This window comes from Acidisoma silvae (genome assembly GCF_020618775.1).
GTDB lineage: Bacteria > Pseudomonadota > Alphaproteobacteria > Acetobacterales > Acetobacteraceae > Acidisoma > Acidisoma silvae.
The window spans coordinates 110575-128744 of sequence record NZ_JAESVB010000008.1 but is presented as its reverse complement, the minus strand read 5'-3'; the positions used below and the strand labels follow the sequence as shown (position 1 = coordinate 128744).

The window sequence follows — 18170 nt, the reverse complement described above, 5'->3', positions numbered from 1 at the left end:
AACGCGGCCCTAAGTCCGGTCGCAACCCTCAGCCCATGCCCAAGCAAATATGATGGGCCAATGATTTTTGAGCGCTAATGCCAAGAACAGGCAAAGAGCCCGTGATACTTGGCTCTCCAGGCAGAACGTTCCTCGCGCCTGCATTGGATTTGGGAATCTCGACAGCCATGGCGCTTCAGCACGCAGATTGCACGACAGCCGCGCATCCGATGCAGCGGCGAGGTTTTTATTCTGACTGAAGCGCATTCCGCAAGGCGGGATCATGGGATGACAGCAATCGCGCGGTGCCCCGCATGATCGTTACCCGATCAAGCATATTTTGCACCACATCACACCGAATGACAAAGCGCTCTCGAACGGCACGCGAGAGTTCAGAGCGCGTGTTTAGGTTCCGCAGCGTCTCATCTGGCACCACTGCCATCACTCATACATCTATACAATGGAGTATCGTCATGTATCTGAAAACTACAGGTCTGGCTTTGGTCCTGCTCGCTGGCGCGGGCTTCGCGGTCAAAGCAGAGGCGGCCAGCCCCGCCACGGCGACGTTCCAGGTAACGATGACGATCACCAAAGCCTGTGTCGTGACGGCAGGCACCGGATCGAAAATCGCCCTCGGCTCGGTGACCGCGACGGCCGTTAACACAAAAGGCAGCAACGCGATTACCGTCGCCTGCTCAAAAACCACACCTTATTACATCGGCCTGGCACCGTCTAACGCCAGCACGACCGGCGCCGGCACGATGACGACAAGCGACGCTTTGGCCGGCAATACTGACAAGGTTCCTTATCAGCTTTACTCCGACTCGTCCTATAGCGTGGTCTGGGGCAACACGGCCACCAGCACCACCGTCGGCAATGGCGTGTCCGGCACCGGCACTGGCATCGCCAACACATCCAGCCTGACGGTCTATGCTGAAGCGCCGAGTGCCGATTACACGCCCGACGCCTACGCAGATACCGTCACCGTCAACGTGAACTTCTGATCGTCCGATGCTTAAGCGGTGCCTTCTGCTTTTAGCGCTCTGCCTTATCAGCGGAAGTGCCGCCGCGAGCGGATTGCAGGTCTCTCCCGTCACGCTCAACCTGCAACCCAGGCAAATGGCTGACGGGATTTGGCTCAGCAATGTTGCAGACCAGTCTCTTTATGCGCAGGTGCGCGTCTATCACTGGGTACAGCAAAATGGCCAGCAGCAGCTTATTCCGTCGCAAGGATTGATAATCAGCCCGCCGCTGCTGCAGATCGCCCCGGGTGACAGGCAACTCGTCCGCGTCATTCGGCTCAGCGGACCGCCCGCAGGGCCGGGCGCCGTGGAAGACGCCTATCGCCTGGCAATCGACGAGCTTCCAGTAGCAAGCGACGGCAAAAATCATGGCCTGCGCTTTGTGCTTCATTATTCGATACCGATTTTCCTGGAACCCGCCGGTATCGCCGCGCCGGCGCCCCGGCTGCACTGGGATCTCGTGCGACACAATAACCAGGTTCTGTTGCAAGTCAGCAACGACGGAACTGGGCATGCCCAGCTTTCGGCGGTGCATTTCGTCAGTGGCGGGCATGCTGGGACAGTGACGGATGGTTTGCTAGGCTATGTCCTTCCCGGCGCCATGATGCAGTTTGCGCTGAGACAGGCTCCGTCTTCCTTCGTTGGACGCGTTACCTTCACGGCTGTGGTGAATGGCTCGTCCATGGCACAAGATGTATCGCTGGCCGACAGCGCTCGTTGAGGTCGTGATCCTGCCAGGCTTTGTCGTATCAAGCGCAAGCGCTGCTGTCGTCACTTCACCATCCATCATCCAGATCGCCGATCAAGTACCCGCGGCGGCCTTGGCTTCCCTATCCTCCGCCAAGCCAGCTGATCTTTATCTGGATGTGACCCTCAACGGCACGGACCGGGGAATTGTACATTTCAGTCTTAGGGGCAACGCCCTCTGGATCAGCCATGAAGATATGGCCGCGCTCGGCTTTACGGTGAAGGGCGACACACCCGACCCGACACGGTTGACCAGCCTTAAGGGTATCAAGGTCAATTTCAATCGCCAAATGCAGACTGTCGATATCACCGCACCTCTCGCATTGCTTGATCTGCAAACCCAGGTTCTGGATGCGCAGAACTCCGATACGACGACAGCGACGACGTCACCTGGCGTGGTACTGGACTACACGCTGTATGGCAGCCGCAGCTCTCTCGGCTATAGCCAGTTCAGTACCTATACGGATCTGCGAGCCTTCAATCATTGGGGTGTGCTCGAATCGACGGCGCTTTCGCAATTCGGTTATGGCAGCCCCACCGAAACAGACCAGTCGGTGCAGCTCGACACCAGTTGGAGCTCATCCTTCCCCAAAAGCCTGTTGACCTTGCGCCTCGGCGATACGCTTACGGCGGCGACCTCCTGGTCACGCGCAACCCGCATCGGCGGCATTCAATTCGGCACCAATTTCAATCTGCAACCTTATATGGTCACCACGCCCTTGGCCCAGTTTGTCGGCTCGGCCACACTGCCGTCGACGGTCCAGCTCTATATCGACGGCATACAGCGCTATACGGGGAACGTGGCAGCCGGACAATTTCAGCTCAATTCCGTGCCGGATATCAGCGGTGCCGGCAATGCGCAAATTGTTTTAACAAATGCGTTGGGTCAGGTCAGCGAGGATCAATTTTCTCTCTACAGCGCACCGGAAATGCTGCGAAGCGGACTGTCGGACTGGTCAGTGGAACTCGGCGCTGTTCGCGAGAATTATGGCCTGGACTCCTTCGACTATGGCAAAGAACCCGTCGCCAGCGAGACTTGGCGCTATGGCATCAATAACAACGTCACAGCGGAAAGCCATGCCGAGGCCGCGACAGGCCTGATTGATGCTGGCTTCGGCGGTGACCTTCTGCTCGGCAAATCAGACGGCATTCTAACCGCATCCGCCGCCGGCAGCAGCAACCATGGTGCATCAGGCCTGCAGGTCGGGGCTGGGTATAGCTGGAGCGGCAGGCGTTTCGACGTCAGCTTCAATGGCCTGTATTCGACGGATCATTACAGTGATGTCGCGACGCTATATGGCGCGCCCCCACCGACCCTGACCGCGACGGCTACGGCTGGCGTCAACCTCGGGCGCATTGGGAATGTCGGTGTCAACTATGTCAATCTTCGACAGCAGCCGGAGCCGGCTGATAGCTATGCCGGCCTATACTGGTCAAAGTCACTGACGTCCAAGGTATCGGTCAACGTCAATGCCAGTCAGAATCTTGCGCAGCAAAGCGATCGCAGCATTTTCCTGAGTCTCAATATATCCCTGAGCAACAGCACCTATGCCAGTGCCGATGTCGCCAACGACCAAGGCGCTAATTCCTTTGGCATCAATGCGGGAAAAAGCGTGCCAACCCAAGGCGGCCTGGGCTGGCAGGTTGAACAGGAGCATAACAGCACCGGAACAAGCGCTTTGGGCGAATTGGATTACCTCGGCCGCTATGGTGAGATAGACGCCGGCGCGAGCGACGTCGATGGGCAGGAAACGGGCTATGTCGGTGCCACGGGCTCCCTGGTGCTCATCGGCGGTCATAGCTTTGCCGCGCGCAACATCAATGGCGGCTTTGCCGTGGTCTCCACAGATGGAATCGCCAATATTCCCGTGAAATTGCAGAACAATGTCGTCGGCACCACGGACGCAAGCGGCATGCTGCTTGTAACGCCTTTAAATGCCTACCAGAAAAATCAAATCAGCATCGATCCCATGAACTTGCCCGCCGATATGGACGTCAGCCGTGTTGATGCGGTTGCCATTCCGTCGGATCGCGCCGGCACGATGGTGCAATTTGGAATTACGCATATCCGTGCCGCATCGATCATTCTCGTCGACCATGCCGGTAAAGCTCTGCCTTTAGGCAGTTTGGTAAGGCTGAAGGGCGCTGACGCGCAACCCACGCTCGTCGGTTTTGATGGCATGACCTATTTGGATGACCTGACATCACACAATGTTTTGGATGTCACGACCCCAGCCGGACTTTGCCAGGTCAGTTTCGACTACCACAACAAAACCAGCACCATCCCGCAGATCGGTCCGCTGACCTGCGCGCCCATTGCACAGCCATGAGGATTGACACGGTGATCAGAAGCGTTTTGCGCGGCTGCCTTATTCTTCTGAGTCTTGTGGTTGGAAATGTGCTGGTGTCTGTATCAGCGCATGCGAGTGTGGTTTGCAGCGACAGCTCACCGAGCATCAATTTCGGCAGTGTGAACGTCACGACCAGCACGGGTGCTTCTGCAACCGGTAGTGTTGGCTATACTTGCACGAACTACAATAACACGGCTGTCAGCTTTGATCTGTGCCTTGGCATGGGCACACCGAGCTATCCTGGAACAGCCAGCCAGCCGGAAATGCAGGGCAGTGGCACTTTGAAGTTTAATCTCTACACAAATGCACCTGACGGAACGATTTGGACGACCACGACGCCCATCAGCGTTCCGGTTTCGATAGCCGCAGGGATCGGCAAATCGGTCAGCGGCACCTTCACTTTTTATGGTTATATTCCAGGCTCCCAAACGGCTGCTGCTGGGAATTACAGCGCCTATTTCTATAATGTCCTGCTTGGGTTTATGACAGGAACGCAATGCGGTTCATTAAACGGCTATTCTGGTCTTGACTTCACCCTGCCCGTTACCGCCGTGGTGACCAATAATTGCGTTGTCGGTGCCTCCTCCGACCTCAGTTTCGGCAGCGTCAGCGCCACAGCCAAAAATGTCACGGGCAGCAATACCCTCGTCGTTAGCTGCCCGTCAGGCACCCCCTATTACATCGGATTGGCACCCTCCAACGGCAGCACCACCGGTGCCGGCGTCATGGCCGGCACCGGCAGCAATACGGATAAGGTTCCGTATCAACTACGTTCGGGCAGTGCGTCGGGCGCTGTCTGGGGCAATACGGCCACGTCCACGAAAGTCGGCAATGGCGTTGCCGGCAATGGCACCGGTACTTCGCAAAGCATCACCGTCTATGCCTCGGCGGCCAGTGCAGACTACACGCCGGACACCTATACCGATACCGTGACGGTAGACCTCAACTACTGACGCCCAGGGCCAGATCTTTGACGATCGCAGGATCCGCACAGGGCGGAAAATCGATCACGATAGGCCGATGGTCTGACGGTCCGTAGGGAAGCGCCGTGGCTGTCATGGGAACCAGAGTGCGGCTCAGGCAGCGGTCGAGCCGAAAAGGCACAACGCCTCTTGCCATGTGGGTAATGCGGCGCGGGCCGATATCTGAAAACCCATGCGGCCGTGCGGCCCCGACAGCATTGAAATCCCCCATGATCAGACCGATGCCGGGATAGGTTTCCGCGATATGCCGCAGTTGCCGTCTATTGCTGCGCTGGCCGTGGTCCAGATGCACATTGGCGATCTGGATGGCCTGGAATTCCAAGACAAGCGCTATGCGGGAGCGTCCCGGCCGAGATCGCAGCGGGCGCAGATCCCATGCCAATCCAGGCGGCAGGTTTAGGGTATCAAGAAGCCGGAAGCCTTGTGCGCTCCAGGCCGCAAGCCCATTCGCCCGGCCGGGCATAAGGCTACGGTGATAGGTGCCGCCGATCTTGGCAAGTCCGTCGATCGCGGCTGTCGCTTCCTGTAGCAGCAGAAGGTCAGGCCGCTGGCGCTCGATCAGGCCCAGCACATCGCCGAGTGTCGCGCCCCCGGTATGCAGCAGGTTCCAGCTGAGGATCCTCACGCCTTCACCCCGCTCATGGCGATCCGAGGATGCCCTTGCGGACGGCGGGGGATGACGCAGCCGGGCCGATATAGCTCAGCAGAATAACGCGCGCGAAATTCGGATCAGTCACCCATCCGAGATCCCGCGAATTAACCGTAAAATCAGCGCCATGCGGGGTAAAAAGTACATCGGCCACGTCCCCTTTGTGCATGGCCGGAACCCGGCCCAGAAACTGCGCCACGTCGTTCGGCGACAAATAACAGGGCGACACGCAGCTTTCCGCCAGTGACCGCTGCCAGGTTTTGCGGACTTTCGGCTGCCCGACATCCCGGAGGAACACAAAGCGGAGCAGTTTGACCTGAGAAGATGTTACCACAAAATCAGCATCATGGCTCGGATGCTCCAGATACAGTCCGGCGACGTAAACCGGGACACGCAGAACCGAGGCCGTGCGCAAAGCCACACCATTGAGGGTCAGTTCAGCCGAGCCGGCACTGACCCGGTCGGGAAATGTTACGCCATTCAGCTGCGCCGCACACGCTGGCACTGCCGTCCAGGACAAGCCGATCACGCTCGGGATTATCAGATATCTTAACACGGACAGTTTCATGTTTTGCTCCCTGGGCTCCGTTGCCCTGCCCGCCTCCGCGTCATAGGCATTGAATGCCGAAATGCGATTGATACCGCTCTCTCCTCGCCCATGGCTGGGCCAGATTTACAGATATCGGGGTTGAGAGGCGTCTCAAGGAAGCAAAGCATGACTAAAGGATGGGGCCATTGTCAGGCCGGTCAAGTCAGGCAAATCGTGCCGGGACCACATGCGTCACTTAAATTTCAGACGAACCGCGATTTCATTCAAGTTTTTCCTGAGATTTTTACTATAAATCTCTGATTTTAAAATTCTTTATGGATTTTATAGGCCGTAAAAGCCGCCATCATCGCGCGGAGCGAATGGCTTTATGCGGCATTGGCCGCCGTCAGCGGACCAACCGGCGCCTTATCGTGAGGGAGCAGAAGCTGGCCCAGAATACGGGCCGGCGCCTTCGCCCCTTCCGGCAGCAGCAAGGCCAGTTCCAGCGTCGGCAAGGCAGGCAGGCCGCTCTCAATGCCCAGCTTGCGGAAATGCGCGGGCACGCAGGATTCGGGCAGCACGGTCACCGCACGCCCTTTCTCCACCGCTGTGAGGATGCCAGCCAGATGGGAGAAAGAATAGGCAATGCGATAGGACCGACCGGCTGCCTCCAAAGCATTCAGAATGGTCGGCTTGGCCCGGCACTGGTCAGAGAACAGCGCCAGCGGCAGCGGCTTCAATAGTTCCGGCCGTGCGCTCGGCGCCGCGCACCAGACCTGCCGCTCGCGCCCCAATGTCAGGCCACCCTGCTGGGTGGCGCCGCGCGTGACAATGGCCAGATCGAGATCGCCGGAACCGACCAGCGTCTCCAGCTTTCGGGAAAAGTCGCAAATGATGTCGACCTGCACGCCGGGGCAAGCAAGCGCGAATTGTTCGATCGCCGGCGTGCCGAGCGCTTCCAGATAATCATCCGGCATGCCGATGCGCACGCGGCCGCGTGGCGCCGCACCGTTCAAAGCCTCCAGCGCCTCACTCTCCAACGCCAGCAGGCGCCGTGCGTAGGAAATGAGCGTCTCTCCCGGAACGGTCGGGCGGACGCCACGGGGCGAACGCTCGAACAGTTTGTGGCTAAGGCGCTGCTCCAACCGGCCGACGACGAGGCTGACAGCGGCCTGGGTCTTGTTCAAATCCCGCGCCGCCGCCGAAAAGCTTTCGCGATTGGCAATGGCGACGACGGCCGCCAACTCGTCCAGATCAAAATGCTGCATAGCCTGTCTTACCTTTGCACGCCCCGGTCATGCAGGAATCATGCTGCGCACCGCAAGCATCCTTTTAGACGATCCAACCGTCGCGCGCTCAGTAACCTATCAATAAAATCATAGATCTACTTGAAATGTAAGCGGTTACGTGCTTTTATTCCAAACAAGAATTCATGCTAAAATCTGCCCTTACTTAAAAACATGGCTTTTTTAACTTCAGGACGATCCTGCATTGGCCGATGACAAGGTGGCGCGCCGCGCACGCGGGGGCACAGGCCGCACACGGCTGGCGGAAGTGGCCCAGCTTGCCCAGGTTTCCACCGCCACCGTATCCCGCGTCTTCAATACGCCGACGAAAGTTTCGGCCGAAGTGCAGGCTCGCGTCCGGGAGGCCGCCGCGGCACTGCATTGGATTCCCAATGCTGCGGGACGGGCCTTGGCTTCCCGCCGCAGCCATATTGCGGGCGTGATTATTCCGACGCTCGATAACGAGATCTTCGCCCGGCAAGTCAGCGGCATGCAGGCCATCTTTGCCGAAAACGGCTTCACGCTGCTGATCGGTTGCAGCAATTACGATCCCGCCGAAGGTCTTGCCCAAGTGCAAGCCATGCTGGCGCAAGGCATCGAAGTTCTGGCCATGGTGGGAGAGAACTATCCGCCACAAACCTTTGACCTGCTGCGCCAACGCAGCCTTCCCTACGTGCTGACCTACGGTTACCGCCATGACAGCCCGCATCCCTGCATCGGTTTCGACAATCGCGCAGCCTTCCGACAGCTTGCCGACTACGTCCTGTCACTTGGCCATCGGCGGATCGCCGCCATCTTTCAGCCGATGGACGCCAATGACCGTGTTGCGGCAAGGCTGGACGGCCTGCGGGATGGCCTCGCTGCGGCCGGTGTAACGCTGCGCGCCGCGGACCTGCATATCGGGCCGTCAAACATGGATTTCGGAGCCGAAAGCCTGCGCCGCATCATGGCCGGCAAAACCCGCCCGACCGCCATCATCTGCGGCAATGACAATCTGGCGCTTGGCGCCGTCGGCGCGGCCCTCGATCTTGGCATCGCCATTCCGCATGACCTCTCCATTACCGGCTTCGACGATCTTGCCATCGTCTCCCGCATCGCCCCGCGACTGACGACCATGCGGGTCGACAATTTGGAAATCGGCCGATTGGCGGGCGAGATGCTCATCGGCGCTGCCGGCGGCCGCGGCATGCTTCACTCGATCGAGTTGCGGGCGGACCTTTGCATGCGCGCCACCACCAGTCCGCCGCGATCAGCGGCGCGCGCGCCGGCCGCCGCCCGCGACAGTGATAACGCCAATGATCACCAGGCCCGTAATCAGCAGCCGCATGCCGGCATCCGCCCCCAGCGTGTTCAGCATGATTTGCAGGAAGACAAGAAACAGCGCCGCACCCCATAGGCCGAGGACCGTTGCCTGCCCGCCACCGACCGAGGTGCCGCCGATCACGACGACGGCGATTGAAGCCAGCAGATATTCGTCCCCGATATCGACGGAAGACCCACGGAAATAGCCGGCCAGCAGCACGCCGTCCAAGCCACCCAAGGCCCCGCACAGGATATAGGTCAGGCAACGGATACGGCCGACAGCAATGCCCGCCAGCCAGGCCGCGCGCTGGTTCTGGCCGATGGCCATCACCGAACGGCCGAAGACCTGCTTGTGCAGGACGACAGCCAGCAAAGCGCTGACGATCAGCGCAATCAGCACCAGCAAAGGCACACCCAGGATGCGCGCATCGCTCATGGCCTCGAAGGCCGGCGGTGGCTTAACCTGCAACCCGCGCCCGTAGCTGATATCCACCGTCTGGATGATGAAACTGGCCGACAGGGTCGCGATGATCGGCGGAATGCGCAAAGCCGCGATCAGCAGATAATTGACCAGACCGATGACCATGCCGCTGCCGATAGCCGCCAGAATACCCGGCAGGATCATGCCATTATGGCCGGCCATGATCTTCATCGCGACCGCACTCGCCAGGCCGATATTGGCGGGCAGCGACAGATCGACATTACCGGGCCCGAGCGTGACCACGAACATCTGGCCGAGGCCCACGATAACCGTAAAGACGGCGAGGCTTGCCGCTGCACTCGCCATGCCGCCGGCACCATGACCGCCGGCAATGATGATGGCGGCCACGAAGACCAGAACGGCGCCGACGAAAGACAGCATCCAGGGCTGCGCGGCGGCACGGCGTATGGCGTTCATTATGCCGTCTCCCGCCGATTGATGAGTGCACGCGCCGCCAGGATGACGATCAGGATCAGCCCATTGGCGCCGATCTGCCAATCCGGCGACACACGCAGGAAGGACAGCAGCGAATTGGACGCCAGCGCCAGCGTCAGCGCGCCGATGACGGCGCCAATAGGCGAGACGCGGCCACCCACGAATTCACCGCCGCCCAGGATGACGCCGGCGATGGACAGCAGCGTATAGCCGCTGCCGACATTAGGGTCCGCCGCCGTCGCGATGCCGATCAAGGACAATCCCGACAGCACACCAAAGACACCCGCCAGCGCGAAAGCAATCATCTTGATGGCAAGGATGGACCAGCCTGCACTTTCGATGGCTTGGGGATTGCCCCCGGCGCCGCGCAGCACGGTGCCGAAGGAGGTGCGCATGAGGCCGAAATGCGTCACCAGACCGATGACGATGGCCGCGACGATCGGAAAAGGCAGATAGGGCGTGTGATAGCTCATCAGCCCATGCAGCCAGTTCGGCACGGCGCCACCGGGCTGCGGCAGCAGGATGATTGCCGCTCCCTGCCAGACGAAGCTCATGCCGAGGGTGACCACGATGGACGGCAGGTTGCGCAGACGGATCAGCGCGCCGACCAGCGCATAGACCAGAATGCCGCCCAGGATCATGGCGATGCCGATCAACGGGTGCTTCGGCAGCCAGGTTGCCCCCACGCAGCCGATGAAGCTGACGAAGAAACCGATGGACAGGTCAAGATCGTTGACCGTGATGACGAACATCTGGGCAATCGTCGCGAGCGCGATGGGGATTGCCAGATTCAGCATCAGGTTGAAGCCGAAATAGCTGATGGCACGCGGGTTCAGCCAGCCGATGGCAATCAACACCAGGACGAGCGACAGGCTGGGCAGCAGCGTGCGCAACAGCCGCCGTGGCGCGAGATAGCGGGTGACGAGAACCCGGTTCGGCATCACGGTCTGGCTCATGCCATGCCTTCCGCGAAGGAGGAGGATATCACGCGTTCCTCGGTCACGGCGTCATGGTCGAGTTCCGCCGTTATGACATCATTGCGAAAAACATAGACACGATCGCAATTGTCCAGTTCTTCGAATTCCGTCGTATACCAGATGAAAGTGCGGCCAGCCTCGGCCTCCTTACGAATGATGTCATAGACGTCGAGCTTGGTGCCGATATCGACGCCGCGCATCGGATCATCCATCAGCACGATCTCGGCGTCGGAGGCGAGCGCACGCGCGAAAAGCGCCTTCTGCTGATTGCCGCCAGAGAGTGTCAGGATATTGTCGCGCATATCGGGCGTGCGGATGCCGATGCGCCGCCGCCATTCGGTCGCCAGCCTATCTTCTTTTTGCGACACGATAAGACTGTAGCGCGTCATTCGGCGCATGGAGCGTATAACGATATTATCGGTAATCGACCACAGCGGAAAAATGCCATCGGTCTGCCGGTCTCCCGCCACCAGCGCCATGCGCCCCTGGACGCGCACACCCGGCTGCCGCGCGGCCCCGGCGCGGAAGATGCGCAGCAGCATGCGTGTCTGGCCATGCCCGGCAAGGCCGGCGAGGCCGATGATTTCACCCTTCTTCGCCACCAGTGATACCTGGCTCGCCTTAGGCGGGCGCGCTTCAATGACGGTCATGCGGTCGCGCAGGCTTTGCCGTGCGGCCCCTGCCTCCCGGCTATCGCGATGGGTATTGCCCATCGCGAGCACGAGCGTTTCACGGTTGAAAGCGGCGGCGTTATCCGACAGGACGACCGTACCGTCCCGCATGACGACGATGCGATCAGCATTGTCCAGAATTTCGCCCAGCATATGGGAAATCAGGATGGTGCTGAGCCCCCTCGCCGCCGTCCGGCGCATATGAGAGAGCAGCTGCCCCGATGTCTGGGAATCGAGCGAGGATGTGGGCTCATCGAGAATGATGAGATGCAGCGGATCGCGCGTGACGCAATAGGCGCGCGCGATTTCAACCATCTGCCGCTGGCCGATTGCCAGATCCCCGACCAGATCCTGCGCTGAAATGCCATGGCCCGGAAAGATCTCGTCCAGCTTGGAAGAGATCAGCCGCGCGGCCCGCCGCCGCCAGCCAAAACCCGTCAGGCTACCATGGGCGATGCGCGTGTTTTCGGCGACCGTCAGATTGGGGCAGAGCGACAATTCCTGAAACACGCAGCGAATGCCGAGCCTTTGCGCGATCGTGATGGAATAGTCCGCCTGCGCCGCGCCACGCACGGTCACGCTGCCCTGGTTGGCCGATATCGTGCCTGACAGGATACGCATAAGGGTCGATTTGCCGGCGCCATTATGCCCGACCAGCCCAAGCACTTCGCCGGCGCCGACCACAAGGTCGACACCGGCCAAGGCCCGCACGCTGCCGAAGCTTTTGCCAACCTGAACAAGCCGAATAATAGTCTCGTCCAATGGCATGGCCATCGGCTGCGCTTCAGGCAGCATCGTCACTTGCTCGCAGCCGCGATGGCTTTCACCACCTCGTCCTGCGTGTATTCGGCATTGGCAACGCCACCGACCGGTGTCGAGGCCAGGTATTTGTCGAGGTCCGGCTGCTCGATGGTCAGGATATTCATCGGCACTTCCTTGGGCACCTTCTTGCCGTCCAGAATCTGCTGCGCCACCCAGAAGGCAAAGGTCGACATGCCCGGCGCTTCCGAGCCCGACCATGTATTATAGCCGCTCGGAATCATGCTCTTCCACCAGGCCAGTTCATCCTGGCGATTGCCGAGCATGATCAGCGGCATCGGCTTGCCGGCAGCCTTGAAGGCCTGCGCCGTGCCATAACCGTCGCCGCCCTGATCGACCACGCCGGCGATCGTGGGAAGAGAGGGCAGCACGGTCGCGACCGCCTTCTGCGCCGTCGTCTCATCCCAATCGCCGTTGACGGAAGCGACGATTTTCAGATTCGGGTGTTTCGCGATCTCGGCTTCGACGCCCTTGGTGATATCGGCATCGATGCTGGTACCGGCGAGGCCGCGTACATAGAGAAGATTGCCGCCATTCGGCAGGCGCTTGGCGATCTGGCGGATTTCCTCAGCGCCATAGACATTCGCAAGGTCGATCGTCACCTTATAGGCGCAAGGTTCCGTCACCAGACCGTCGAAGGCAACGACGACAATGCCGGCGTCGCAAGCCTGTTTAATCGACCCGTTCAACGCATCCGGCGATGCTGCATCAATCACGATGGCGTCATAGCCTTGCAGGATCAGGTTCTGTACCTGGGCTGCCTGGCTTGGCGCGTCCTTGTCGGCTGTCGTGAAAGCATCAGCCGCAGCGACGATCTTGTCGGCAACCGCCTGCTGCCCGACCTTCTTCCAGCTGCCCAGCATGGCCTGGCGCCAGGAATTACCGGCATAGTTATTCGAGAGGGCGATCTTCTTGCCCGATGAATCCGCGAGGGCGGTCGACGCCAGAGAGGCGACGAACAGGCTCGCCAAAAGTGCTGTACGCATGGTTCCTCCAGTGCTTATGGTCAACCGGTCTCATCGCCGGATTAGAAACACGAAAGTAAGCGCTTTCATTGCCCATCACAAGGGGATAAAAGGGTGATCCGAGAAAACGAATAACGATGCCGCTGCACCGCAATATAAGCGCGGGCAGAGAATAAAGCGGCAGATAGAGGACGAGGGATTAGTCGCATGTTCTCCACCAATAGTCTGAAACGGAAGCTGGCCGAAGACAGGCCTTTATTTGGCGTCTGGCTGGAAACCGGCAGCGCCGTAGTGGCGGAAATCATCGGCCATCTTGGGTTTGACTTCATGATCCTCGATCTGGAACACGGCCAAGGCGATTTGCAGGACGCGATCGCAGTATTGCGCGCGGCACAGTTGATGCAGACGCCCTGCATCGTCCGCGTGCCGTCAACCGATCCCGTCTTCCTCAAGCGCATTCTGGATTCCGGGTTCAATTCCATCATGGTTCCCTCGGTCGAAAGCGTGGAGGAGGCCGAAATGGTCGTCGCCGCCTGCCGCTACCCGCCCGCCGGCCGGCGCGGCTACGCCGCCGGCATCGTCCGCGCCTCCGGCTATGGCGCATCGGCCGATTACATGGCCCGCGCCAATGATGAACTGCTGCTGATCCTGCAGATCGAATCCGCGAATGCGGTCTCAAAAACCGCTCAAATATGCGCGGTCGACGGTGTTGATGTGCCATTCCTCGGCGTCAATGACATGGCAGGGTCCATCGGTCTTCTGGAACAGCTCGCCCGTCCCGAAGTCCGGTCTCTGGTCGCCGATTTCGAGGCTGCCGCCGCAACCTCCGGCAAGCCGCTCGGCACGGTGCCAAGCGCCGGTGCCACGCCGCAGGATCTGGTTCTTGCGGGCTACAAGTTGATAGCCGCCACCAGCGACATCTCCCTGCTGCGCGACGGTGGACTGCAATTGCTTGCGCAATGGCGGAATGAAGCCAGCCAGACGCCGTCGCGCTCCGGCTATTGATCGGCACGCATATGACCATGGTTTCTGAGGCTGTCATCGCCGCTCTGCGCGAAGCGCTGGGTGACCGTGCCGTGCTGTCAGGCGCGGATATCCCCGACCGCAACAGGCAGGATTGGAGCACCTTGAGCGCCGTCCTGCCGCTTGCCGTTGTCCGTCCGAACGATCCGGCAGGTGTCGCCGCCGCCATGCGGATCGCCGCTGCCCATGGCGTGCCCGTGGTGCCGCAAGGCGGCCTGACAGGCTTGGCCGGCGGGGCGAGGCCCATCGACGGTGCCATTGCACTCTCCCTTGAACGGCTGACCGGCATCGAGGAGATCGACCGGGACTCCTCCACCATGACGGTCCGCGCCGGGACGACGCTGGAGACGATCCAGAAAGCCGCCGAGGATGCCGGCCTCTATTGCGCGCTCGACCTGGGGGCGCGCGGGTCCTGCGCCATCGGGGGCAACGTTTCCACCAATGCCGGCGGCAATCGCGTGCTGCGCTACGGCATGGCGCGGGAAATGGTGCTGGGCCTGGAAGTGGTGCTGCCGGACGGCACGCTGGTCACCAGCCTCAACAAGATGCTCAAGAACAATGCCGGCTATGACCTGAAGCAACTTTTCATCGGCAGCGAGGGTACGCTCGGCATCATCACGCGCATCGTATTGCGCCTGTTTCCGCGTCCCCAATGCACGATGGCCGCTTTGTGCGGTCTGCCGAGTTACGATGCGGTACTGGCGCTGCTTGCCTCCGCACGCGGTTCGCTTGGCCCTTTGCTATCGGCTTTCGAGGTCATGTGGCCGGATTACTGGGACGTCGCCACACGGAAGGTCGCCGGCGTGCGTGACCCGCTGACCTCGGCCCATCCCTTCTATGTTTTGGTCGAAGCCCAGGGAAACAAGGACAGCGACATCGAGGGATTTGAGTCCTGGCTGGAAAGCCAGGTGGAGGCGGAGGTCATCTCGGACGCGGCCGTTGCGCAGTCATTGGCCGATGTGAAGGCCTTCTGGGGCACGCGCGACGCGGCAGCGGATTTCAAGCTTATCCTGGGGCCGCATAATTCCTACGATATCGGCCTAGCGGTCGCCGATATGGACCGATACGCAGAAAGCTGCCGGGCGCGGCTTGCGCGCGACATTCCCGGCTGCGTCAGTTTCTTTTACGGCCATATCGCGGATGGCAATATGCATATCATCGCCTGCGTGCCGGACGCGGTGCCGCAGCCTTATGACGCGATCGACGCCATTGTCTATGACGAGGTTCGCCGCTTTCATGGCACAGTTTCGGCCGAGCATGGCATCGGCTTGAAAAAGAAACCCTATTTGCCCTTTTCGCGTACGCCGGAAGAACTGGCCCTGATGAAGGTGATCAAACAGGCGCTCGATCCGAACGCCTTGCTCAATCCTGGGAAAGTTCTCTAACGTCACAGGGACATTCGCATTGCGTCGTGAACAGTTTCTCGCTGAGAAAATCGACGAGCACCCGGATTTTCGGTGACAGGTTGCGGCTGGACGGCCAGAGCAGGCTGAACTGGCCGGGGCCGTCCATATGCTCATCCAAAATCGTGCGCAGCGCGCCCGCCGCCAGAGGCTCGCGCGCCAGAAAATCCGGCATCGTCGCGATACCAAGACCATTGATCACGGCATGGCGCACCGCCTCGATATTGTTGCAGGTCATGGCTGCGCGCGGATGCGGTTCTGGCGCGCCCGCCGGCAATAGCAGCGGCCAATCCTGAATCTTGCCGCTGTTCGGAAAGCGGAAGCGTACGGCCAGATGACTGTCGAGGTCGCGCGGCACCTCTGGTACACCGTGCCGGTTCAGATAGGATGGCGCCGCGCAAAGCAGCATGCGGAAGGGCCGCAAGGCTCGTGCCATCAGCCGAGAATCCGGTAGATCGCCGCTGCGGATCGCGACATCGACGCCCTCATCGATCAGATCGACGATGCGGTCATTGAAGTCGAGGTCAAGCTCGACCTCAGGATAGCGCGCCACGAATTCGGGCAGCAGCGGCATCAGCATGTGATGGGTCGCAACCGGAGAACTTATGCGCAGCCGGCCGCGCGGCACCTCCAGCGTGCGGGCCAGCGCCGCCTCGGCATCACCCAGATCGTCCAGAATCCGCCGGCAGCGTTCATGAAACATGCTGCCTTCCTCGGTCAGACGGATGCTGCGGGTAGAGCGCTGGAACAGCCTGACGCCCAGCTGCTCCTCCAGCTTGCTTACGGCCTTGCCGACGGCAGAGGGCGATAGGCCGAGCACACGGCCGGCAGCGGCAAAACTGCCGAGATCGGCTGTGCTGACAAAGGCATCGAGACCACTCAGACGATCCATGGCAAACCTATTCGAGCGTTTTATTCCGCAATGTTCAGAAAAAACGACTATTTTGATGATATTATCGCAAAACTATCTTGCTTGGCGATGGGCGGCAATCCGCCTCCGATAGTCCATGCAGAGGTTCTCATGACGATATCCGACAATCCGCCGACGGCCGCAGAGAAGACAGCCGGGCTTTTGGCCGTCTGTCTCGCCGCCGCCGCCATGCCACTGACCTTCACCGGGCCTGCCGTCGCGCTGACCGATATCGGCCGCAGCCTCGGTGGCAGCCCGATCGCGCTCAATTGGGTCACCAATGCCTTCATGCTGACCTTCGGCAGCGCGCTGATGGCGGCAGGCGCTCTGGCCGACCATCACGGCCGCAAGCGCGTCTTTCTGGCCGGCACCGGCGCCTTTGCTCTCTTTTCGCTCGGTCTCATCGCGGCCCCGAATATTCTGTGGTTTGATCTGCTGCGCGCGGCCCAGGGTCTGGCGGCGGCCGCAGCCTTCGCCGGCGGCATGGCAGCGCTCGCGCAGGAGTTCGACGGCCATGCGCGCACGCGGGCCTTCAGCATCGTCGGTACCAGTTTCGGCGTCGGCCTGTCGCTCGGTCCCATTGCCTCGGCGATGATGATCGATGCCTTCGGCTGGCGCAGCATCTTCGTGCTCGTGCTGGCTTTGGTCGGGCCAAGTTTTGTATTGGCCGCGCGCGTGCTGCGGGACTCGCGCGACCCGGCCGCCAAAGGCCTCGACTGGGGCGGGGCCATCAGCTTCACGGCAGCATTGACCCTGTTCACCTTCGGCGTGCTGCTGGCGCCGCAGCGCGGCTGGGTCGATAGTCGCGTTATCGCCCTGCTGATCGGTGCGGCGGCCCTGTTCGCGGTTTTCGGCTTGATCGAAAAACGCGTGGCACGGCCGATGCTGGACCTGACGCTGTTCCGCTATCCGCGTTTCGTCGGCGTGCAGCTGCTGGCGGCAGCCCCGGCCTATGCCTTCGTCGTGCTGCTGATTCTGCTGCCGATCCGCTTCGTCGGCATCGAAGGGATGAGCGTCATCGGCGCCGGGCAGCTGATGATTGCCCTGTCCGCACCGCTGCTGATCCTGCCCATCCTGGCCGGACTGCTGACCCGACTTCTGTCGCCCGCAATCATCTGCGGCATCGGGCTGCTGGTTTCCGCCGGCGGGCTGTTCTGGCTGAGCGGAGTACCGGTCGGGTTAGCGCATAGCTTTCTCGTCGCGCCCCTGGCCATGATCGGTATTGGCATCAGCTTGCCCTGGGGGCTGATGGACGGGCTTGCCGTCAGCGTCGTGCCGAAGGAGCGCGCCGGCATGGCGACCGGCATCTTCAGCACCACCCGTGTCGCGGGCGAAGGCGTCGCCCTGGCGGTCGTTAGCGCCATCCTGTCCGCCATGACGGCCGCACACCTGCCCGGCGGCAGCGCCACCGCCGCGCAAAGGCTGGCGACCGGTGACCTGGCCGGTGCGGCGGCGGCATTGCCGGGCGTCGCGCGGGCGCTGTTGGTGCAGGGCTATTCGGCGGCCTTCGGCACGCTGCTTCTGCTCTTGACCGGCATTACAGTCCTGACCGCGATTGTGGTCTTCCTGTTCCTTGGACGCGGAGAGCAGCCGACGCAGGTCGCGCTACGGGAATGCCCCGCCGTCGGAGACTAGGCC

The 18170-nt window shown here is 60.9% G+C and carries 15 protein-coding genes and 1 pseudogene; 8 read left to right on the top strand and 8 right to left on the bottom strand.

The genetic code is table 11. The features are described 5' to 3' along the window. The first annotated feature begins 452 nt into the window (after positions 1-452). Genes ASILVAE211_RS16935 through ASILVAE211_RS16920 form a run of 4 tightly spaced genes read left to right on the top strand, consistent with a single transcriptional unit; the run spans position 453 to position 5052 of the window. Positions 453-983, top strand: coding sequence for a Csu type fimbrial protein (locus tag ASILVAE211_RS16935; protein WP_227322529.1), 531 nt, complete (start codon positions 453-455; stop codon positions 981-983). A gap of 7 nt (positions 984-990) precedes the next feature. Then, positions 991-1722, top strand: a complete 732-nt coding sequence (locus tag ASILVAE211_RS16930) for a fimbrial biogenesis chaperone (protein ID WP_227322528.1) — start codon at positions 991-993, stop codon at positions 1720-1722. Further along, on the top strand, positions 1673-4078 hold the full coding sequence (locus tag ASILVAE211_RS16925) for a fimbria/pilus outer membrane usher protein (RefSeq protein ID WP_227322527.1): 2406 nt from the start codon (positions 1673-1675) through the stop codon (positions 4076-4078). Before ASILVAE211_RS16930 ends, ASILVAE211_RS16925 begins: the two co-directional genes overlap by 50 nt. An 11-nt stretch (positions 4079-4089) precedes the next feature. Continuing rightward, entirely contained in the window at positions 4090-5052 is a 963-nt protein-coding gene (locus tag ASILVAE211_RS16920) for a Csu type fimbrial protein (RefSeq protein ID WP_227322526.1), read from the top strand. On the opposite strand, the gene ASILVAE211_RS16915 is transcribed toward ASILVAE211_RS16920, so the two are convergent. From ASILVAE211_RS16915 to ASILVAE211_RS16905, 3 genes are all read right to left on the bottom strand, one after another. After that, positions 5042-5707, bottom strand: coding sequence for an endonuclease/exonuclease/phosphatase family protein (locus tag ASILVAE211_RS16915; RefSeq protein ID WP_227322525.1), 666 nt, complete (start codon positions 5705-5707; stop codon positions 5042-5044). The two genes, ASILVAE211_RS16920 and ASILVAE211_RS16915, sit on opposite strands and share 11 nt — an antisense overlap. A gap of 13 nt (positions 5708-5720) precedes the next feature. Next, positions 5721-6260 carry a chalcone isomerase family protein gene (locus ASILVAE211_RS16910; RefSeq protein ID WP_227322524.1) on the bottom strand — a complete coding sequence of 180 codons (540 nt, stop codon included), beginning with the start codon at positions 6258-6260 and terminating at the stop codon, positions 5721-5723. 386 nt (positions 6261-6646) lie between these two features. Next, positions 6647-7528, bottom strand: coding sequence for a LysR family transcriptional regulator (locus ASILVAE211_RS16905; RefSeq protein WP_227322523.1), 882 nt, complete (start codon positions 7526-7528; stop codon positions 6647-6649). Between the two features lie 238 nt (positions 7529-7766). Here ASILVAE211_RS16905 and ASILVAE211_RS16900 point away from each other — a divergent pair. Then, positions 7767-8771: pseudogene (locus ASILVAE211_RS16900) on the top strand (LacI family DNA-binding transcriptional regulator); the annotation flags it as partial. A 24-nt stretch (positions 8772-8795) separates the two neighbouring features. Here the strand turns inward: ASILVAE211_RS16900 and ASILVAE211_RS16895 are convergent. The 4 genes from ASILVAE211_RS16895 to ASILVAE211_RS16880 are packed head-to-tail and all read right to left on the bottom strand — an operon-like array spanning position 8796 to position 13217. Further along, complete coding sequence (locus tag ASILVAE211_RS16895; protein WP_227322522.1) at positions 8796-9746, bottom strand: ABC transporter permease; 951 nt, start codon at positions 9744-9746, stop codon at positions 8796-8798. After that, a complete protein-coding gene (locus ASILVAE211_RS16890; RefSeq protein ID WP_227322521.1) occupies positions 9746-10720 on the bottom strand; it encodes an ABC transporter permease in 975 nt (324 codons plus the stop codon). Before ASILVAE211_RS16890 ends, ASILVAE211_RS16895 begins: the two co-directional genes overlap by 1 nt. Next, on the bottom strand, positions 10717-12207 hold the full coding sequence (locus ASILVAE211_RS16885) for a sugar ABC transporter ATP-binding protein (RefSeq protein WP_227322569.1): 1491 nt from the start codon (positions 12205-12207) through the stop codon (positions 10717-10719). The genes ASILVAE211_RS16890 and ASILVAE211_RS16885 overlap by 4 nt, the downstream gene beginning before the upstream one ends. A 2-nt stretch (positions 12208-12209) precedes the next feature. Beyond that, complete coding sequence (locus ASILVAE211_RS16880; protein WP_227322520.1) at positions 12210-13217, bottom strand: ABC transporter substrate-binding protein; 1008 nt, start codon at positions 13215-13217, stop codon at positions 12210-12212. 186 nt (positions 13218-13403) lie between these two features. On the opposite strand from ASILVAE211_RS16880, the gene ASILVAE211_RS16875 reads away from it, so the two are divergent. After that, positions 13404-14201: an HpcH/HpaI aldolase family protein gene (locus ASILVAE211_RS16875; protein WP_227322519.1), complete on the top strand. Its 798-nt coding sequence runs from the start codon at positions 13404-13406 to the stop codon at positions 14199-14201. An 11-nt stretch (positions 14202-14212) separates the two neighbouring features. Beyond that, complete coding sequence (locus ASILVAE211_RS16870; RefSeq protein ID WP_227322518.1) at positions 14213-15604, top strand: FAD-binding oxidoreductase; 1392 nt, start codon at positions 14213-14215, stop codon at positions 15602-15604. Here ASILVAE211_RS16870 and ASILVAE211_RS16865 read toward each other — a convergent pair. Continuing rightward, positions 15582-16514, bottom strand: a complete 933-nt coding sequence (locus ASILVAE211_RS16865) for a LysR family transcriptional regulator (RefSeq protein WP_227322517.1) — start codon at positions 16512-16514, stop codon at positions 15582-15584. The two genes, ASILVAE211_RS16870 and ASILVAE211_RS16865, sit on opposite strands and share 23 nt — an antisense overlap. Positions 16515-16643: 129 nt before the next feature. Here ASILVAE211_RS16865 and ASILVAE211_RS16860 point away from each other — a divergent pair, with 129 nt between their 5' ends. Continuing rightward, a complete protein-coding gene (locus ASILVAE211_RS16860; protein WP_227322516.1) occupies positions 16644-18167 on the top strand; it encodes an MFS transporter in 1524 nt (507 codons plus the stop codon). The last annotated feature ends 3 nt before the right edge of the window (positions 18168-18170 follow it).

Bases quoted from the DNA above. Each gene is read 5' to 3' on its own strand.
- ASILVAE211_RS16935 (WP_227322529.1), top strand. From the start codon at position 453: ATGTATCTGAAAACTACAGGTCTGGCTTTGGTCCTGCTCGCTGGCGCG.
- ASILVAE211_RS16930 (WP_227322528.1), top strand. From the start codon at position 991: ATGCTTAAGCGGTGCCTTCTGCTTTTAGCGCTCTGCCTTATCAGCGGA.
- ASILVAE211_RS16925 (WP_227322527.1), top strand. From the start codon at position 1,673: ATGGCTCGTCCATGGCACAAGATGTATCGCTGGCCGACAGCGCTCGTT.
- ASILVAE211_RS16905 (WP_227322523.1), bottom strand. From the start codon at position 7,528: ATGCAGCATTTTGATCTGGACGAGTTGGCGGCCGTCGTCGCCATTGCC.
- ASILVAE211_RS16895 (WP_227322522.1), bottom strand. From the start codon at position 9,746: ATGAACGCCATACGCCGTGCCGCCGCGCAGCCCTGGATGCTGTCTTTC.
- ASILVAE211_RS16890 (WP_227322521.1), bottom strand. From the start codon at position 10,720: ATGAGCCAGACCGTGATGCCGAACCGGGTTCTCGTCACCCGCTATCTC.
- ASILVAE211_RS16885 (WP_227322569.1), bottom strand. From the start codon at position 12,207: ATGCTGCCTGAAGCGCAGCCGATGGCCATGCCATTGGACGAGACTATT.
- ASILVAE211_RS16880 (WP_227322520.1), bottom strand. From the start codon at position 13,217: ATGCGTACAGCACTTTTGGCGAGCCTGTTCGTCGCCTCTCTGGCGTCG.
- ASILVAE211_RS16875 (WP_227322519.1), top strand. From the start codon at position 13,404: ATGTTCTCCACCAATAGTCTGAAACGGAAGCTGGCCGAAGACAGGCCT.
- ASILVAE211_RS16870 (WP_227322518.1), top strand. From the start codon at position 14,213: ATGACCATGGTTTCTGAGGCTGTCATCGCCGCTCTGCGCGAAGCGCTG.
- ASILVAE211_RS16865 (WP_227322517.1), bottom strand. From the start codon at position 16,514: ATGGATCGTCTGAGTGGTCTCGATGCCTTTGTCAGCACAGCCGATCTC.
- ASILVAE211_RS16860 (WP_227322516.1), top strand. From the start codon at position 16,644: ATGACGATATCCGACAATCCGCCGACGGCCGCAGAGAAGACAGCCGGG.